Below are 17647 nucleotides of genomic sequence, written 5' to 3'. Positions count from 1 at the left end.
TTTGATGAACACTACTCTCAACAAAGGCAACAAGTCCAGGACAATGAAGATAAAAAGATAGAAATCATTAAAAGTATGCAAGGACAAACAGAAGAAGAAAGAAAAGCTGGAAGAGAAAGAATTGCACAAATTGATCTAACTAACGATGAAGTAATGTTGGAGAATACAGCAAAAACGCGAGATGAGTACCTTACTATACAGAAGAATCTTAGCGCTGAAGCTAGTATTATTTCCGCAGAAAAAGCTGCAAACTACGTTGCTGATTCAAAAGAGACAACTGATAAAGTTATTGAACAAGCAAATAAAAAAGCTGACGAGGAAATAGCAGCAATAACATATGACCGTGACGTAACTGGTAGCATTTCAAAAGAAGCTGCTGACACCTTAATTGCAGATGCAGAGCGTCGAAGAGATAAAACAGTATCGACTGCTCAAGATGAGCATACTTCTGTAATAAAAGCTGCTCAAGAACAAGCGGGAGAGCATGTAGATGCAGTCAATTGGGAAACAGGAGAAGTATTAGGCGATTGGGATACTATGTATAATGGTGTGCTTAGTGCTTGGAACTGGATTTTAGATTTATTCGGTAAAGATCCGATTCCCAAGAGAGGTTCGGTATCTGAAAATAACCGTCAAAAGCTACAAAGGCAGGATGCAGAATTAAAAGCTACTTATGCAATAGGTACGCCTTCAACCGGACATCCAGGCGGACCAGCAATTGTTGGTGAGGAAGGAAGAGAACTGGCTTTTGTTCCAGGAAAAGGAGTTACACTTCTAGGGACAAAAGGTCCTGAATACCATTCAAATTTACCAATTGGTACTGCTGTTCTTCCGAATAAGCAAACTGAACAAATGCTAAAAAGCTATGGTTTTCCTGGGTATGCAAATGGAATTGGAGATTACTTTGATTTGTTCCTTGATGGTGCTGGAGCAGTTTGGGATTTCGCAAAAGATAAATTTAGTTTGAAAGACAGTATATTTCCTGATTGGTTAAATAAACAAACTGGCAATCCATTATCAATGATTGGAGACCTTGCTAAGAATTCGATTAAAGATACATGGGACAATTGGTTTGGAGATATGGGAAGTTCTTCAGGTGGTGGAGCTGGAGTCCAGCAATGGGCAGGTATTGCTACTAAAGCCTTGATGCTTACTAAACAATATAGCCAGACTAATTTAGATAGGTTGCTTTATCAGATGCAAACTGAGTCAGGTGGTAATGCTAAAGCAATAAACCTTTGGGATATCAATGCTAAAAGAGGAACTCCATCAAAAGGTTTGATGCAGGTTATTGACCCTACATTTAAAGCTTATGCAATGCCAGGATATAACTCAGATATTTATGATCCTATGTCCAACATACTTGCATCAATTAGGTATGCAGTTTCAAGATATGGCAGCTTAGAAAAGGCATATCGAGGTGTTGGATATGAGACTGGTGGTTTAATCAACACTGCTGGAATGTATCAGCTAGCTGAAGGTGGATGGCCTGAATTCGTCATTCCAACAGATCCAAGCAGAAGAACAGATGCTATGAAGCTATTAGCCTTGGCAGGTAAACAAATACAAGGAAACAAACGTCCAGGGCAATTACCGACAGTAAATAGCAGCAATAATGATTCTGGAATGATGAAACAACTTTTAGATGCTACAATGCAACACTTAGATGCCACATTGAAACAAAACATTATCTTGCAGCAACTATTACAAAAAGACAACAACACTTATATAAGCGGAAGAGAAGTTACCGATATTGTAAGTAAACAGATGGCAACCAATTTCACTATGATGAATTACCAGCTAGGTAAATAATTAAAATCCGACAGTGCCCACTTATACACCCTGCAATTTCAGGTGTCAAAGTGGGCACTTTTTTAATAATGTTTCACATTGGACTAAAGGGTAATTACAAATCAAAAAAATCATCACTTTTTACTCGAGGATCTACTTCACGTAGAGCGTTTAAAATCTTTCGGATAGTAGCTACATTAGGTGCAGCACTAGAATCTCCAGAAGTCAGTTTATTTATTGTATTTTTGTTCAAACCCGATTTGTTTGCTAGCCAGGTCTGAGTTATTCCTCGTTTGTCTAACCACTTTCCTAATTTACTTCTTTTTTTACCTATCCCGAACATGCTAATCATCCTCCAACTCTAATATGATGTTCCAGTAATGTCCCACTTTCCTAAAAAAAATACTTAATTTTATACAAAAAATAGGAAACGTGGACAAGCAGCATCGCATAGGCTATTAACACGAAAGCAAAACAGTTGTAAAACAGTAGAAAAACAATTTAAACGGAATTAACTAATGTTTTAATTTGATTTTTTAAAAGATTATCAACTGTTTAACCTAAGTCCACTTGTACAAGAAGAAATGAAGTTTTTAAAAGAAAACTCACACTTGTTAAAAGAGAGAAGCAAACGAAGAAGGAAGGAAGAGCGCGAGGGGGAAACCAAAATAAAAATGCCGCGCAACGATCGATAGATAGCACAACACTACAGAGTGTATAAGTGCGCCATTGGAGAGTGAGACCCCAGGTCGGCACTGTGGTCTCATGTTTGGTCGAGACCCTAGGTTGCACCTGACTGTTAAATCGAAAGGGTGTTGAGATAAAACCAGCAACCACAAGGATTAGAATGCGTTCAAAAATCCATACTTCATACTTTTAGGAGGCGTTATTTTGATACTTTCAAAACACAAAAAGGAGACTATTTCATTTAGGGAATTTATGAGCCCGCCAGCCCAACCTAAAGAACAATCTCCACTAACAAATATATACTCATTTTTCCCACCTATAACTATTGCATCCTTTTTTCCATTATCCGACCCCACATTTCTAATATTCATTGCAGCTGGATGTACTGTAACTTTAATCGCAATAACTGAATCCATACTTTCTTATTCCGATATCGCTTTAGTTCTAAATAACATCACTAAATTAGCGTTACCTATGATCGGTTTTGGAGCTATATTTTGGCTTCTAACGAGTCTTTGAGGTGAAACGATGTTAAGTGTGGTTAGAAATTTTTGGTGGCACCAGAAGGCGAAAATGGAGCTTAGAAAAGCATTTGAGAACGCAGGATTATATATTCCTTTAGAAAATAACAAAAGATTTCCCAAAATACACAAAATCCTTGCAGACGAAGAACAACAAACCGTTACATTTATCTTTACTCTTTTGAATGGAATGGATCCTAAAGAAGTGACGAAAAAGGAATTTGTCTTCAAACAGCATTTCGGCAACAATATTGAAATAGATGGAGACCATAAGAGATTCTCTTTAATCGTTTATTTACAGGCAATTCAAGCAGAGCTTACCTATAAATACAACGACATATCACCCGTTATATCAGGGATGAAAGTACCTATTGTATGTGGTAAAGACCGTAACGGTAACTGGATAGCATTCGACGCAAAAACAGAACCAAACACACTTATATCTGGTGAACCTGGAAGTGGTAAAAGTACTCAGTTGAGATCTGTTATAACAACCCTTATACAATATAAAACTCCTGAGGAATTACACCTTTACTTAGGTGATTTAAAGATGTCAGAGTTTCATTTATTCAAAGGTATCGCACATGTTCAAAGTATATGTATTTTCCCGAAAGAATTAACTGATATGCTGACACACGTATACTCAGAAATGCTGAAGCGAAGCCAGTTACTCAATGAAGAAGGCGTTATGCACATTGACGATTTACCACCTGATAAAAGAGTACCGTATATAGTCTTAGCTATAGATGAAATCGTTATGGTCATGGATAACAAAGATATAAAAAGCATGCTAATTCAAATTGATTCATTAGGACGCGCACTAGGGATTTATAACATTTTGTCATTACAACGACCATCACATGACATATTAGATACGAAAATCCGTTCTTTGCTAACTGTTCGAATGGGATTTAGAACAACTGACCTTGCAAATTCGAGGATTATCGGAACTCCAGGAAGTGAAAAAATTTCTAGGGATACTCCAGGAAGATTTTTATTAAAGAGAGACGAACTAACCGAAATTCAAGCACCATATTTGGCTGAAAAGGCAGCTGAAAAAATTTTAAAGACCTATAAGTCCAGCAGTTGGAAAAATCGATTTTCAGGGCATTCAAAGGCTTCTAAGGAAAATGAGGAAGAATTCAGTGAAAATGACATATTTAATGGGGGATTGAAATGACACTAACATCTAGGGATAGAGCCATCATTAAGGATTTAAATCGTTTTAGGGTAATGGATAGAGACTCTATTGCAGAACTACATTTCAAAGGCTTAAAGAACCCTAAATATGCAGCAAATAACGTTCTTTTGAGGTTATTACGAGAAGGACACATACAACGATCTACAGCCTTTGTTCCTTACGTTTATTTTGGTCCAGAAGTGAACATGAAAAAGAACAGTGCGAAGATAGGTCATTTCCTTGCTATCTTGAACGTTTATAAAGAAATATTAAGCCAGGAAGAAATCGATATGTTTTTAGTCGAACCGAAGTATGGAAATAAAGGTACTGCAGAGCCAGATATATTCTGTATAATCCGTAAAACTCCATTCTTTATTGAAGTCCAAAAGACTGTATACAGCGAAAAGCAAATGCAGGATAAGCTTAACCGTTATACAGCGTTATATGATAGCAAAGTAATTGAACAAGAAGCCTGGCAAACTGCTGATATAAAGGTATTTCCACACGTTTTGATACTATCTGATCAGCGTTACGGTGTAGATTCATCGTTATTACCTTTTAAAGTAATGCAATCTCAGACATTTAGCCGATTCATTACTTCTTTAAGGGGGAACAATCAGCGCAATTTTGCGTCGGTTAAGTCTAATTTAAAACTTAAAATTACATGAAATCCCTTTGGATAAATGGATATTTTCACGCGTTTACTTTCGTTTCTTTTCGCTTATTTTCGTTTCTTCCATGATGGAAGGTATGTTATACTACTTATAACACGTATAATCATACGTGTTACTGCGTTATCAAACGCGGTAGTGGAATATCCTGTATGGTAATGTATTATCCTTTATTTTAAAGGTGATAATAAAAAAAAAGACCATGGCGGCAACCAAGGTCTAAAGCACAAGGATTGTATTAGCAATCTTTAAAAGTGAAATTTTTTCGGTAAAAGAAGTAATCTACCCTTGTTTTGGTCGACATAGTAGATTACTTCTTTTTTGTGCCATTAATTTGCAAAAACAATCCGATCAGTAATACCATAAACGTTGCTGTTGGCAAATCCATAATCTCACCCCCAATCTTTGGAGGATTTGATTGCCAACCGTTCCTGTGCTTTCCTGTATTGTATCACAATTGTATATCTTAGGTATAAGGTTTTCCGTATATAAATTAGTACGTTTATCTGTCCAAAAAAACATTTATCTCTTAAATAAGCGACCAAAGAAACTTTTCTTATTCTCTTCCTGAGCAGCTGCTATTGAAAGCAATGCTTTTTTTACTTCTTGATTTTCCCTCAATGATTCCATAAGCTTTTGATCCCTTTGTTCCAATCGCTCATCTATGTATTTTTGTTGTTGATCCATCTTTTTAGCCAATTCTAACAGCAAATTATTTTGCTGATTTATTATCTCTTTTAGCTCTTTTATATCGTCGTCATAACGCCTATTTTCAGTGTTTTTCTCTGTAATGGATAGCGACACGTTAGATTGATTAAACCACGCCACTACTGCATTTGCAGACTGTTCAAGCGTCATATCAGGACTAGATTTGAACTGCATTAATTTCTTAAAAGCTATAACGTCTCTATTGTAATACCATCGTTGACCTTTCTCATTCACATCGAAGTGATATCCTGCGTCCTTCAGTAATAAAGCATACTTCCTCAATGTCGATTCCTTTATATCAAGTAATGTTGCCACTTCACTAGGACTCATAATGATGTGCTCATCTTTTATATCATCTGTCATAACGTTACCTCCCAGTTGTAACGGTGTTATAACTTATAATTCTATTGGAAAAACTGAAATCCTGCTACATAAAGTGCCCAATCGTTCCTGATTCGTAGTAAAAAAAGTTTTAAGGGGGCCAGAAAAACCGCGCCTAATCAGAATTATGCGCGGTTTTTTTATGTAAAAAGTGAATTTATGTATATATAAGGACTATTTGTTGTAGTTTTCAGGGGTAAATTCGATGAGTTCAGAAAGCTTTATGTCTAGTTTGTTGCAAATTTCAATCAATGTACCTAATTTAACTGATTCTAAATTTTCATTATGCCATAGTTTATTGAGTGCATTTCTACTTAATCCAGTAATTGTTATCAGATCACTTATACTGTTAATTCTTCTTTTAGCCATAATTAAACGAATATTATTTTCCAATTCCACGTCTAAATACCTCACTTTAACCATAAATTAACTATATTTTACTTTTTAAAGCAAAATTATACAATAATTTATTGACATATTTATCTTAAAAATATAAAATTTGTTATTATAGAGATAATAATTAACTCTATAAGGTTAAAAATAAGGAGGCTTACATATGTTAGAAACCGTAAAAGAAATTGCTCAAGAATTAAATTGGAACGTAGAATCTTTGTACACTAAAATTTCTACACTGACTGACATTGAGGTCAAATTATATCAACTTAGAGATGACATGGAAGATGTCCAAAGAAAAGGAGATGAAAAAGCATATTATCAGGAACATTTTAGAGAAATAAGGATTTTATCTGAACTGATGAATTATTGCATGAAGGATTTGAATAAGGTTTTTGAAAACACAGATAGATTGCAGGAAAATCTTCACCAGAAAGTAGTAAACCCCGTCGCTGGGAACGACAGGGCTCGGTGTTAAAAACAATGTTAAGTAAGATTGTAACACATAATTACTATTTTTAAAAAGGGGGATTTTATTCCCCTGTTAACTGCGTAAAATTTTAAAATTAACAGGTGGTGACTACAATACAAAAACTTCAGGTATCCATAACCATTCCAGTCCCAGAAGATATGATCTTAATTAATAAAGTAGAGTTTGAAGAAATGAAAGCCGATGAGTTGAAAGGTGTTTATTGGACTATGAAAGATCTGGAGAAAAGAACCACTCGTAAAAGTGAGTGGATTAAAGAAAACATTCTTTATCCAAGTAAGTTCCGTAAAATGCTCGATGCAGATAACGGTGGGTTTGTATTCTATCCTAAATCTAAAGGGCAAACGTGGGTGTTTCAAGCGAGTAAAATGTCTGAGTTTCTCGATAAACAATTCACAAAAATATTTAGTCTATAGAGAAGCCTGGCTACATAATTTTTTATTTTCTTGAACAAATAGTTTAATAGTATTACAATTAGAACTAATTAAATGACCGGAAATGAAAAGAGCCTAAGCGCGTTATAGTAGTGTTGGTAGCACTCTATAACCGTCCGTCGTGCCTTACCCACGACAAACACTTGCTCAGACCCTTGATATAACTATTTTATGCCCTTATTTTAAGGTATAAAACTTGTTTTTTCAAGAGGTAACTATTGTCTATTTTTGTAGAGCGCTGTTTGTCGTACTGTTTTTATACGACTTGCAGCGTTCTTTTTGTTTCCCAAAAGGGAGAAGTAGACATGCAAATAGCAAACGAAACTGTGTATCAAAGTTTATCAAGCTTTGAATCACTAGAACAATTAAACGAAGCAGTTCGCAAATACAAAGACCAAATATCTGAAATGAATTTACGACAAGACGTAAAACGTAATCTTCTTTTAGTCCTCGAGTATATAAAACGTCATTCTTGCCGTTTCTTTGGTGTCTCCTGGAAAGGAAAGCGAAAAATAGCATCTGAGTTAGGACTAAGCGACAGAACCGTTATACGGCTTTGTCAACGCTTAGAATCTCTAGGTTTTATTCAGCAACATGAGATGAAAAGAGCTAGTGATATGCAGCAAACGAGCAATGCTATTGTTATTGCGCCAGCTGCTTGTACTGAAAATGTCAGACAAGCTACTGAAGAAATGTCAGACCATAAAAACAATATCTCTTTAAAACAAAAACATAATATTAATCATTTAAATGTTAATCGTTCTCCATACATAAAATTTGTTCCTAAGTCTCTACAACACTACCAATCTTTTTTTGGTAAACAAGTTAAAGATCTGTATGGTCGTGTATGGCTTGCTGCTAAAAAGTTAGGGATTAAAGCAGAACAAGATATTATGCAAGAAGTCGGTTTTAAGGCTATGGAACAAGTAAAGCAATACATTAAAGACGGAAAACAATTATCTGGGGAAGAAAAGTGTAAATTAGCTTATGCAATCTCTTATAAGCAATTAGAGCAACGTTTTGGAAAAGGTGGGGAATACCTGGATTGGAATTATGAAGCCGAACGTTTATTTAAACTTATCCGTAATTAAAAAAGATGACAACACAATTAGCGTTATCATCCATAAAAAAAGCCAGAAGATCTCCCAATCTTCAAATAAAGAATCTATGTTTATTTTACCATAAATCCTAATAAAGGAGCCTTTTCATGAAGACATTTCGTGTAAAAAAAGACAAGCAAGAAGTCATTCTTGAGTATGATGATGATACTTCAAGATATGATGCTATGTTAGTACTGATTAACGAGTTTGGTCGTTACTTGCAGGACCATGGCAAAGGCGAAGAACTCCAGTATTATCTAGAGGAATTGGCATGCAGATATGAGTCAGAAAAAGAGTTAGAAGAATTGAATAAAACAAACTAACCGAAGGAAGGTATCTGGATATGAACATAGCTAAACAAAAAGAAATTGTTGCTCTTGAGAATGAACAAAAAGAATTGATGAATAAATACTCTCAACAAAAAGGTCAATTAATACAAGCTAGACGAGAAGCTATGATAAATACTGGGATGAATGAACTAAGAACATACTTAGAACAAATTGGTTTTGTGTTTACCAAAGAGACTATCGATTATAAAGCTGAATCAGATGGAGTAATAATTAAAATCAGGAAGATAAATGATTCTATAGATGTGTGGATGCCAAATAACGAACATTATTACATTAAAATAGATGTGAATTCTCCCCAAGAATCATTCACAAAACAATCTGGACTTAGTCAAAGCCAAGAAATAGAAGCGATAAAAGAAATAATCGATAACATAAAATCAGCCTTTTCTCGTATTGATCAAGTAACATTTGAATATAAAGTGAAAAAAGGCAGAACTGATTCATCGTGGAATCCTAGTGATCATGTAACTACTAATCACCCTGAATTTCACACGGTTTTAGCCGAAATGTTTAGCTGATAGTTATCTGCTACCATTGTCGGTAATTGTCGAATTATAAGGATTGTCCAATTATTTCCTTTCTCTGATAATTAAGGGGAAGGAGGTGAACTATATGTTAGTAAAGTTTTGTAGAGAAGATGGTGGAGATGAAATTCATGTTCAACATACTGAAGATATTGCAGGTTTAATTGAAGCTTCTAAAGGTGGGAAACTAATCTTCGGCCATGACTTTTATGAATATGATAATCATATCTTAAACACATGGACTGATGATGATGGTAAGCTTAATCAAGAAGTTATAATTTATCTTGCAGATTACGGAACAGATTTAAGCCGATTTGTTAAGGTTGAGGCGGTTATACAAGAAACAATCGAAACTAAATTCGTTACTTTAGAAACAGCTAATTTAATGTTAAATGCTGATATTGTAACAATAGGTGATGTTTCAGTTGACGTAAGAGAAAGTGAAGTTACATCAAAAGGTATAGTTAAATTCCATGGTAATAAAGTAGAGATTTAAATAACTTTTGAGCATCCTTTCGAGGGTGCTTTTATAATTCGAAAAAAGAGAAAAGGAGGTATTAGAATGGATTACTTATCAAGAGAAGCAGTGATGTTTTATGGTGTATTAGCAACATTAGCTGTTGCACTCTGGAATTTAAAAAATTCTAAAGGGGATAGATATATAGATAGCATTAATGCCGAGAGAGTGAAATGGATAAATACAGTTCGAGATTTATTTAGTGAATTTGATAAAACAGCTTACCTTATGGGACAAAATATTCTAATGGGTAAAAGTAGTGAAAATGAAATTTTAAAGAAAGAATTAATCTTTTTGTCTAATCAAATGGAACTATTCCTAAATCCAACTGAGGTAATATCTAAAGCAGTTATTGATAAGAAAAATTCAGTTGTATTAGCTTTAATGGCATTTAACCCAACTATTGATGGGAGAGAACAAGGTTTATTTTTGTTCGATTTACGCTATTTGCAACAAGTCATTTTAAAATCGGAGTGGAAAAGGGTAAAGAAGGAAACACAAAAAGGTAAAGAAGTTAGTAAACAAGAAATTAGGGATATTTATATAGAAATTGCTACGGCCATTGATATTGAATCTTATAATGTATTGCTTAAAGTTCCTTTTGAAGAAGAAAGCTCCCAGGAAGATTAGAGGGAGCTTTTTTATATTAAGTATTTTAAGATGTTTTTCTAGCCCTGTATCGTTGGCTTTTTGCTGTTAACTTACAAGTATTCGAACAATATTTTTTATCTTTTCTTTGTGGTATAAACGGTGTGTTACATACAGGACATATTTTCTTTTCATTTTCAGAAAACAAGATGTAAAATTGAAGATAGATGGTATCGATTAAATATTCTGTTTGAAGAACTGGTCTAATTTTGAAGATAGATTGGTTCTCTTTTTTTTCATGTGACATTGAACCCCATGTTAAATTTGCACCTTTTAAGAAGTCCTCGATTTGAGTAAATAAGAAAAACATACAATGTTCTTGTATTTGTTCAAACTCATCCCGTTCTTTATCTAATTTCATAGGAAGAATTTTTTTATAATCAAATTCCTCACGATCCATTCCTATATAGGGAATGGATTTTTTCATTTCCGCCAAGTCGGTAAACCACTGTGCTGGTTGAAACAAGGAATCCTCCGGAAAAAATGTGATTTTGTAGTTAGTATCTGTTTTCTTTTCAATTTCAATATTTTTTAGCACCGTACCTTTTTCTTTATTAGCAATAGCTTTATAGAAATTCCAAAGTTTATAGAACTTTGCACATTCATCCCAAAATATTTCTACTGTATCTCTTTCCATATCTCCATATAACGGGCCCCACTTTAAGAGCCATTCTTTGATGTTTTTTTCTAAATTTGCTCCATTTAGTATCTTCTCTATCATCTGAATAAACTCAGGAATTAAATTATCAAACTCGAATGGATTATAAAAACTGTTTGAACCACTAGGTATTCCAGACAGTATTCTTTTCCCTTCATATTCAAAAATCTTTAATTTTTCTTTATCATTCCAACGCATTATGTGAGCTTGACAATCCATGGGAAAAACAAACGTATCGTGCATACCTTTTTGCATACCTCCTTTGCATACCCTTTTTAATACCTTATAAATACAGTTTATATCTTATAAAATGAGATTACAACAACGACAACAACAATTTTTTTACGAGTTTCAGGGGGTATTCAATTGTCTAAAAAAAATCTCGATATACGTAAAGCAATAAAAGAATCCGGTCTACCTCATTGGTTGATTGCAGAACATATCGGTATTACAGATTCCACATTTTCTAAATGGTTGCGAAAAGAGTTATCAGATGAGACCAAGGAAAGGATTTTCGGAATTATACAAAGGCTAGAAAGTGAGGCTCAAAAAAATAATTAAGCAGGTGAGGTGAATATGCAAGGTTGGATAAAAGTTCATAGGAAGTTATTAAATAGCGAAGTTTTTCGCAATGAAAAGTTATTAAAAGTGTTTATGTATTGCCTTTTGAAAGCTAGTCACTCGGACTTCCAACAAGTTATTGGAAGACAAGCAGTACCTGTTAATCCTGGACAATTTGTCTTTGGAAGAAAGAAAGCAGCACAAGAATTAGAGATGCATGAATCGACTGTTCGCGACTACATAAATTTACTAAAAAAGCAGGAGATTATCGACATCAAATCCACCAACAAATATAGCGTGATAACCGTTGTTAACTGGGGACTTTATCAATCAGAAAATGAAAACCCCGACAACAAAAATGCCAACAAAAAGACAACAGAAAGACAGCAAAAAGACACATACAAGAATGTAAAGAATGATAAAGAAGAAAATATTATTGCCGAAATCAAAGATTTGCGGCAGCAATATTCTCCTGAAGTACAAGCTCTTATTGATCAATACTGGAATGCGATTAAGAAAACAAGGAAGACCAATCAGATAAGTTACAGTGTCATCGCTAAAACTATGAAGCTATGGAACAAGTTTGAAAAAGTCATTGTCCATTACGCATTAAAAAAACATCTCGCTGCTTATGATGATGAAGATCATAACGAAAAATACACGCTTGGTATTATGCGGAATACCACAACGGACCAGGCTACAGATTTATTAACTAAAAAAGAATCTAAATTCAAGAGACCAGAACCACAAAATAACCTAACTCAATTTGATTTAGATAATCTTTATTAACTTGGAGGATATGAATGAACAAATATGAATTGGCAATTGAAATCGAGCAATATTTCTTAGGGTCAATTCTTTTGGATGGAAGTCTGATGGAGGAAACAAATTTAACTCCTGAGCATTTCATTGAGGCCCCAAATAGAGAACTCTTTAGAACAATGCAAGAACTTAGGAAAGCTGGGGAAGAAGTCAATCTAATAAACCTAACTCGATTAGGAACAAGTAAAACAAAGGTATTCGGCGGCAGGAAGAAATTAAGTCAATTAGCTGCTGCAGTTCCTTCAGTTAGTGCCTTTAAAAAATACGAAAAAAGTATTATCGAATTTCATTCAGTTCAGTCAGCTATAAAATTTGCAAATGACTTTCTTAGGGATACTCAAGACAGTAACAAGATTCAGCAGCTGTCTTCATTTATACAAAACATAAACAAGCTAGAAGGCGATACGGTAGCAGAATCACTGGACTTTAAGCAGAAATTGACTAAAAGAATGCAGGAACACTCCAAAACCCCACAAAAGGGGATGAGTGGTACTGATACAGGATTTCTAAACTTAAATCGAATTACAGATGGTTGGCAAAGTGGAGATTTAATTATCTTAGGAGCTAGACCATCAATGGGCAAAACCGCCTTCGCTTTAAACAGCGCTCTTGAAGGTTCTAAGAAGAGTGAAGTATACGCCACTATATTTAGTATCGAAATGAAAGAAGAAGCCATTATCGACCGTTTAATCGCTACTGAAGGCAATATAAACGTAATGAAAATGAGAAATCCTAATCGCCATTTCAATGATAAAGATTGGGAGAACTATACGAAAGCTACTGGTACATTAGCCAAATTAAACATTGATATCCGACCAGAAGAAAACAATGTTCCAAATATGCGCGCAGTGGTTAGAAGAAATATTAAAAATCATCCTGATAAGAAACACGTTGTTGTTATTGATTTCCTAACCCTAATAAAGTCGGTGGAAAAAAAGCAATCCAGGCATAGTGAAGTGGAAGACATTGTCCTTGATTTAAAACAAATGGCCAAAGATTTAAACGTACCAGTCATTGTAATTGCTCAACTTAGTCGTGATGTTGAAAGAAGAGATAACAAACGTCCTGTTTTATCAGACTTAAGGGAGTCAGGCTCCATTGAACAAACAGCAGATTTAGTTATCTTCCTTTACCGAGATGAGTACTACAACCCAGATACAAAGACACCAGGAGTCACAGAGTTACTTATAGCAAAGAACAGGAACGGAAAGGTTGGAACGTTGAATATGCGGTTTGCGAAGGAGACGAATACATTCTATGAGTATATCGATGACACCAAATCAAACACTCGAAAACTTATATGAAGAAGCTATCATCCAAGACCAGCCTTATGTTCTTTTGCTAATAGATCTACTGGTACAAGAAAAGAAAGTACTGAAGATGACTGACCATATCGAAGCATTAACTTACTACACACAAGAGAAGTGGAGAGATTATGTGAATCAACATTTGATTGAGTACAAGAAAAAACGAGGTGAATTGTTTTGAGTAACTATCCAGTATTAGAAGCTTTCGAGAGAAATGAACGTGGCGATTTAAGTGTTTATTGTACCTTTTGCAAGGTGTTTCACCACCATAGCAGCGATGATGGCCATAAGTCAGCACATTGTACAAATGATGAGAGTCCATATCTTAAGACTGGTTACATCATCAAGAAAACATTCAAAAGGATATCCAATGGTTGAGATTCATAAAGAATTACCGGATTGGTTAGACACATCTTAGTTTCACCCCCCCATTTAAAGGGTTACTAAAAAATTCTCTCTTGGATACCGGTAGGAGGCCCTAACTGTCTAAAAATATTCAGGATAGCACTCTCGTATTAGGGGGAGGGGGGGCTAGGTCATGATGAAGCTTTAAGACATTGGTTTTAACAAGGTTTTAGTTTTAAAAACACCTTAAAAAAATGCGGAAAAGGCAAATGGAAAAATAAAAAAATGGAGGTTTATTAATGGAATTAATAGACGTAAATCAATATTTTGCGGAATCAAGAAAAGCTATCCAAGTAACAATTGAAAAAGAAAGGTCTTTATACAAGGAACTAACAAGGAAAGATAAGCTTGACTTATTGAGAAAACGTAAAAAGGAAACTAACTCTATAGAAGAATATGAAAAAATTGAAGAATTGGAGAAACAGTTAGAGAAAGAAATCAAATTTGGTAAGCAGCCGGTTCTATTGGTACCAGATGAATACAAAGAAGTGATTAAAAAAAATGTTGCGGTTGAAGAAAAGGAATTAAATAAAAAATTACTGGAATTAAGAAACGATTTAAAAAAACAGGTACCTTACTTAAAAGATGTTTTATTACCGTTATTACTCAACATTCACGAAATCGATAAATTAAAATGCGTACCAACCCAAATTGATGCTATTTTGAGGTCTACTTTTAATGATCAACAAGGATTTCTCACAGCAGAATACCTTGTTAATAACATAAGTAGAAAACGCAAAAGTAAATTGGTAGAAGAAACGCAAGAAGTTATTGGTTTAATCGAGACTATAGTAACAAAAGGGGAGTTGAAATAATATGTTTGAATTTGAAAAACAAATAATGAAAGCTGAAGGGAAATTCCCTATGGTTACCTATCCATATAAGGTGAAGCCAATTACTGATGAAGCAAAATTTAGTTTTGCTAAATTTAAAAATATACCTCATCATTTTCTGTCAGACAGCGAGAGAAAAAGATTTATAAAAGAGAACTTGAATGTTGAACGGAGTCCCTTTATTGGTGAAGTTAACATTTATGAGGATGTTAATGGAGAAAAACTAAGGTTTGAAATTGAACATTATGTAATAAGAACCTTAGCTATGAATGATGTTCCAGGAGTTGATTACAAAGATCCATTTGGAACTTTTAGGCGAGTTAACTTTTCAAATCTAGAATATAGAAAGGATTTCATTATTGAAATTGGAGAAAAGATTATCCAACAACAAAAACAAGAAAAACTAACATTTGCTGATATTAAGGCATTGTAGTTTTAAATTATAAGAATGCAAGGGATAGGTGATAAATCTATCCCTTTTATTAAATAAATTGGGGTGAGGATATGGAAAGAATAGAGGGCATGTCGATAGGCATTGGCCTAGATACAACTGAATTAAATCGAGGACTTACCGGATTAAAAGACAGGCTACGCACGGTAAACAGTGAAATGAAAGCCAACCTTTCTGCTTTTGACAGAGGAGATCGTTCTGTCGCTTCATTTGAAACCAAACTTAATGGTCTAAATCGTAAAATGCAAATCCAGGAGGAAATCGCAAAGGCAGCACGACAAGAATATGAAAAAATGGTTCAAGAACACGGAGAAGGTTCTAAACAAGCTGAAAAGGCAGCTAGATCTTATAACAATGAAGTAGCTGCTTTAAATAATCTTAGAAGAAATATCAGTAATACTGAGCGTTCTCTTACTGAGTTAAGAGAGGAACAAAGACGGGCGGAGTCAGGATGGACTCAACTGGGTCAAGCTATGGATAGAGCTGGAGAAACTGCAACTGATATTGGTAAAAAGATGGGGAGTACCGGCCTATCTCTAACTGTTGGTTTAACCACACCATTACTTGCAGCAGCTGAAGCAGCAGGAGAAGTCGCATACGAGTTTGATAAGGCTTCTGGTGTCATACAGGCAGAACTAGGATTGTCTAAAGAACAAGCAAAGGAATTGCATGGGGTTGCTAAAGACCTTTGGGAAGATGGATTTGGAGATAGTATCGAGGGAGTTTCCACTAGAATAGCTGGTGTTACCAAAAGTTTAGGTGAATTGAGTGAGGTTGATCTTTCTTATGTTAATGCAGGCTTAGAACTGTTTGAAAGTCGCGGTTGGGGAGACCAACAAGAAGCCCTAAGAGCTGTGAAGGTAATGATGGAACAGTTCGGTATGTCTGCAACTGAAGCGATGGATTACTTAACAAAGGGCTTCCAAGATAACCTGAATTTTAGCGGGGAATTTCTTGATAGTGTTTCTGAGTACTCCACTTATTTTTCCGAATTTGGAATGACAGCTGATGATATGTTCGCCAAGTTTAAAGCTGGAGCAGAAGGTGGGGCTTTCCAACTAGATAAAGTCGGCGATGCCATGAAAGAATTCTCTTTGCGTGCTAAAGACGGTTCTAAGTCCAGTACAGAAGCATACAAGGCTCTTGGGTTAAATGCTAAGGAAATGACAAAGCAATTTAATAATGGTGGCGAAGATGCCCAAAAAGCCTTTGGTAAAGTTATTAAAGCCCTTAAGAAAACAAAAGATGAAGGCGATAGGAACGCAGCATCTGTAGGGCTTTTTGGAACACAGTTCGAAGATCTTGGTGAGAAAGCATTTAATGCCATGTTAGATGCGAGTAAAGGGCTGAAAAATGTTGAAGGTGCAACTAAAAAGGCAAGTGATGCTCTTCGAGATAATTTAGGTACTCGTGCAACAAAGGTTTGGCGAGACTTTGTGGAAGACATGGAACCTGTTGGCGAAGTTCTTCTTGATGTTGCTGAAGATGTATTACCTAAAGTAGCAACTTCAATAGGGAGTGTAACGGGTGCTTTTGCAGATATGTCGCCAGAAACCCAAAAAACAATACTTGCCATTGCAGGGGTAGGAGCTGCAGCAGGTCCCGTTTTAATGGGTGTAGGTGCTTTGACAACAGGAATTGGGTCTCTAGCTAAAACCGTAGGTCCACTTATCCCTTTGCTTGGTTCAGGAGCAGGATTAACAGGGGTATTAGGAGCATTAACAGGACCCGTAGGATTAACTACTATAGGCCTAGTGGGATTAGGGGCTGGATTTATTGCTCTAGATAAAGAAATGGATAAACCAATTATCAAGAGTGATATTTTTGCGGGGAAGGTCTCCGAATCCACTCAGAAGATATTAAGTGAATACGACAAATTAAAAGAAGACTCAAATACCTTATTAATGCAAATGGCAACTGGAAACGAAGAAGTAACCGATGAACACATTGCTAATGTTGTTACGAAATATCAAGAAATGAGCAAAATGATTCTTGAACAACTGGATACAAGGCATCAAGAGGAACGAGCTAAGCTAATTGAACAACTAAATCAAAATGAAACGATGAGTAAAGAAGAAAAAGCAAAAACACTTGCCGAATTTGATGAACACTACTCTCAACAAAGGCAACAAGTCCAGGACAATGAAGATAAAAAGATAGAAATCATTAAAAGTATGCAAGGACAAACAGAAGAAGAAAGAAAAGCTGGAAGAGA

23 protein-coding genes are annotated in these 17647 nt (G+C 35.2%); 18 read left to right on the top strand and 5 right to left on the bottom strand.

Features of this window, described 5'->3' with window-relative positions; genetic code table 11:
- Positions 1-1812 (top strand): lytic transglycosylase domain-containing protein (locus EM808_RS27570; protein ID WP_164849817.1); only part of this gene is annotated, 1812 nt, incomplete at its 5' end.
- A gap of 94 nt (positions 1813-1906) precedes the next feature.
- Here the strand turns inward: EM808_RS27570 and EM808_RS27565 are convergent.
- A complete protein-coding gene (locus EM808_RS27565) occupies positions 1907-2134 on the bottom strand; it encodes a helix-turn-helix domain-containing protein (RefSeq protein WP_127742901.1) in 228 nt (75 codons plus the stop codon).
- Between the two features lie 499 nt (positions 2135-2633).
- Complete coding sequence (locus EM808_RS27560) at positions 2634-2894, bottom strand: hypothetical protein (RefSeq protein WP_127742899.1); 261 nt, start codon at positions 2892-2894, stop codon at positions 2634-2636.
- Between the two features lie 157 nt (positions 2895-3051).
- On the opposite strand from EM808_RS27560, the gene EM808_RS27555 reads away from it, so the two are divergent.
- Complete coding sequence (locus EM808_RS27555; RefSeq protein WP_235856737.1) at positions 3052-4179, top strand: FtsK/SpoIIIE domain-containing protein; 1128 nt, start codon at positions 3052-3054, stop codon at positions 4177-4179.
- Positions 4176-4847 carry a hypothetical protein gene (locus EM808_RS27550; protein ID WP_127742895.1) on the top strand — a complete coding sequence of 224 codons (672 nt, stop codon included), beginning with the start codon at positions 4176-4178 and terminating at the stop codon, positions 4845-4847. The genes EM808_RS27555 and EM808_RS27550 overlap by 4 nt, the downstream gene beginning before the upstream one ends.
- A 525-nt stretch (positions 4848-5372) precedes the next feature.
- On the opposite strand, the gene EM808_RS27545 is transcribed toward EM808_RS27550, so the two are convergent.
- Complete coding sequence (locus tag EM808_RS27545; RefSeq protein WP_127742893.1) at positions 5373-5921, bottom strand: DUF3967 domain-containing protein; 549 nt, start codon at positions 5919-5921, stop codon at positions 5373-5375.
- A gap of 192 nt (positions 5922-6113) precedes the next feature.
- Positions 6114-6338: a helix-turn-helix domain-containing protein gene (locus EM808_RS27540; RefSeq protein WP_127742891.1), complete on the bottom strand. Its 225-nt coding sequence runs from the start codon at positions 6336-6338 to the stop codon at positions 6114-6116.
- Between the two features lie 157 nt (positions 6339-6495).
- On the opposite strand from EM808_RS27540, the gene EM808_RS27535 reads away from it, so the two are divergent.
- The 7 genes from EM808_RS27535 (at position 6496) to EM808_RS27505 (ending at position 10377) form a co-directional block, all read left to right on the top strand.
- The gene (locus tag EM808_RS27535) at positions 6496-6810 is read left to right on the top strand and encodes a hypothetical protein (RefSeq protein ID WP_127742889.1); all 315 of its coding nucleotides are present in this window, start codon (positions 6496-6498) and stop codon (positions 6808-6810) included.
- A gap of 107 nt (positions 6811-6917) precedes the next feature.
- The gene (locus tag EM808_RS27530; RefSeq protein ID WP_127742903.1) at positions 6918-7238 is read left to right on the top strand and encodes a DUF771 domain-containing protein; all 321 of its coding nucleotides are present in this window, start codon (positions 6918-6920) and stop codon (positions 7236-7238) included.
- Positions 7239-7561: 323 nt separating this feature from the next.
- Positions 7562-8347, top strand: coding sequence for a helix-turn-helix domain-containing protein (locus EM808_RS27525; protein WP_127742887.1), 786 nt, complete (start codon positions 7562-7564; stop codon positions 8345-8347).
- A gap of 116 nt (positions 8348-8463) precedes the next feature.
- Entirely contained in the window at positions 8464-8679 is a 216-nt protein-coding gene (locus EM808_RS27520) for a hypothetical protein (RefSeq protein WP_127742885.1), read from the top strand.
- Positions 8680-8699: 20 nt separating this feature from the next.
- Positions 8700-9224 carry a hypothetical protein gene (locus tag EM808_RS27515; RefSeq protein ID WP_127742883.1) on the top strand — a complete coding sequence of 175 codons (525 nt, stop codon included), beginning with the start codon at positions 8700-8702 and terminating at the stop codon, positions 9222-9224.
- Between the two features lie 94 nt (positions 9225-9318).
- Positions 9319-9726, top strand: coding sequence for a hypothetical protein (locus EM808_RS27510; protein WP_127742881.1), 408 nt, complete (start codon positions 9319-9321; stop codon positions 9724-9726).
- Between the two features lie 66 nt (positions 9727-9792).
- On the top strand, positions 9793-10377 hold the full coding sequence (locus tag EM808_RS27505; protein ID WP_127742880.1) for a hypothetical protein: 585 nt from the start codon (positions 9793-9795) through the stop codon (positions 10375-10377).
- 25 nt (positions 10378-10402) lie between these two features.
- Here the strand turns inward: EM808_RS27505 and EM808_RS27500 are convergent, their stop codons facing one another.
- A complete protein-coding gene (locus EM808_RS27500; RefSeq protein ID WP_127742878.1) occupies positions 10403-11308 on the bottom strand; it encodes a hypothetical protein in 906 nt (301 codons plus the stop codon).
- Positions 11309-11419: 111 nt separating this feature from the next.
- Between EM808_RS27500 and EM808_RS27495 the strand changes: the two genes are divergently transcribed.
- From EM808_RS27495 to EM808_RS27460, 8 genes are all read left to right on the top strand, one after another.
- A complete protein-coding gene (locus tag EM808_RS27495) occupies positions 11420-11614 on the top strand; it encodes a hypothetical protein (RefSeq protein WP_127742876.1) in 195 nt (64 codons plus the stop codon).
- A gap of 15 nt (positions 11615-11629) precedes the next feature.
- Entirely contained in the window at positions 11630-12403 is a 774-nt protein-coding gene (locus EM808_RS27490; protein ID WP_127742874.1) for a hypothetical protein, read from the top strand.
- A gap of 14 nt (positions 12404-12417) precedes the next feature.
- Positions 12418-13740 (top strand): replicative DNA helicase, encoded by a 1323-nt coding sequence (locus EM808_RS27485; RefSeq protein ID WP_127742872.1) that lies wholly within the window; start codon positions 12418-12420, stop codon positions 13738-13740.
- Positions 13694-13924 carry a hypothetical protein gene (locus EM808_RS27480; protein WP_127742870.1) on the top strand — a complete coding sequence of 77 codons (231 nt, stop codon included), beginning with the start codon at positions 13694-13696 and terminating at the stop codon, positions 13922-13924. Before EM808_RS27485 ends, EM808_RS27480 begins: the two co-directional genes overlap by 47 nt.
- On the top strand, positions 13921-14121 hold the full coding sequence (locus EM808_RS27475) for a hypothetical protein (RefSeq protein WP_235856736.1): 201 nt from the start codon (positions 13921-13923) through the stop codon (positions 14119-14121). Before EM808_RS27480 ends, EM808_RS27475 begins: the two co-directional genes overlap by 4 nt.
- A gap of 266 nt (positions 14122-14387) precedes the next feature.
- The gene (locus EM808_RS27470) at positions 14388-14963 is read left to right on the top strand and encodes a hypothetical protein (protein ID WP_127742866.1); all 576 of its coding nucleotides are present in this window, start codon (positions 14388-14390) and stop codon (positions 14961-14963) included.
- 1 nt (position 14964) lies between these two features.
- Complete coding sequence (locus EM808_RS27465) at positions 14965-15414, top strand: hypothetical protein (protein WP_127742864.1); 450 nt, start codon at positions 14965-14967, stop codon at positions 15412-15414.
- A gap of 71 nt (positions 15415-15485) precedes the next feature.
- A partial coding sequence (locus EM808_RS27460; RefSeq protein WP_164849816.1) for a phage tail tape measure protein occupies positions 15486-17647 on the top strand: 2162 nt, incomplete at its 3' end.

This window comes from Niallia taxi, assembly GCF_004005475.1.
Classification (GTDB): domain Bacteria; phylum Bacillota; class Bacilli; order Bacillales; family Cytobacillaceae; genus Niallia; species Niallia taxi.
The sequence above is the reverse complement of the archived record's forward strand: the minus strand, read 5'-3'. Positions and strand labels throughout refer to the sequence as shown.